Raw genomic sequence first — 891 nt, 5'->3', positions numbered from 1 at the left:
TATGCCGGCGAGCTTGGCGCCGGAGGCAAGCACGTCGTTCGGCCATTTCAGCTCGAAGCGGTTCTTGCCCTGGCTTGCACCGTCAACGCCGATCGCGATCCTGCCTTGCGGCACGACGGCATCGAGCGCGTCGGCAAGTGCCAGCCCGGCGACGAAGCCCAGCGTCGCGGCGAGCCGCAATTCGCCACCGCTGACGATGAGCAAAGTCGCCGCCAGATTGCCTTCCGGCGTCGCCCAGCTCCGGCCGCGCCGGCCGCGCCCGCTTTCCTGCTTTTTGGAAACGACCCACAGCTTGCCCAGATCGCCGGCCCGGGCATGGGCGAGCGCCAGCGCGTTGGTGGAGCCGACCGTGTCATGGGCTTCGAGCCGGAACCCTTCCGACGCCGCGGTTGGAGCCAACCTAAACGCCATGCCGTCAGAAGAAGGTCTTCGCCGCGGCTTCGGCATAGGTGCCGATCGGCCCGCCGATCAGCACGTAGAACAGCACGAAGGCGCCGCTGACGCCGAGCACGAGGCGCAGTTCGCTGGCCATCGGCACGAAGCCGCCGACCGGTTCGTCGAACCACATGAGCTTGATGATGCGCAGATAATAGTAGGCGCCCACCACCGAGGCCAGCACGCCGATGATCGCCAGCGCATAGAGGTTGGCGTTGATGGCGGCGAGGAAGACGTACCACTTCCCCCAGAAGCCGGCGAGCGGCGGAATGCCGGCCAGCGAGAACATCAGGATAGTGAGGATCGTCGCCATGATCGGATTGGTCGAGGCGAGGCCGGCGAGATCGTTGATCTGCTCGACATTGCCCTCCTTGCGCCGCATGGCGAGGATGAAGGCGAAGGTGCCGAGCGTCATCACCAGATAGATCAGCATGTAGATGGCGACACCGCGCACGC

Annotated in this window: 1 protein-coding gene and 1 pseudogene; both read right to left on the bottom strand. The window is 65.7% G+C overall.

Annotated features, from left to right (window positions below; genetic code table 11):
- Positions 1 to 411 (bottom strand): annotated as a pseudogene (locus EOA33_RS37050) (biotin--[acetyl-CoA-carboxylase] ligase); the annotation flags it as partial.
- Positions 412 to 415: 4 nt separating this feature from the next.
- The coding region (locus EOA33_RS37045) for a proton-conducting transporter membrane subunit (RefSeq protein ID WP_281033604.1) at positions 416 to 891 on the bottom strand (476 nt) is incomplete at its 5' end.

It is taken from the genome of Mesorhizobium sp. M4A.F.Ca.ET.050.02.1.1, from assembly GCF_003997725.1.
Classification (GTDB): Bacteria; Pseudomonadota; Alphaproteobacteria; order Rhizobiales; family Rhizobiaceae; genus Mesorhizobium.
The sequence above is the reverse complement of the archived record's forward strand: the minus strand, read 5'-3'. Positions and strand labels throughout refer to the sequence as shown.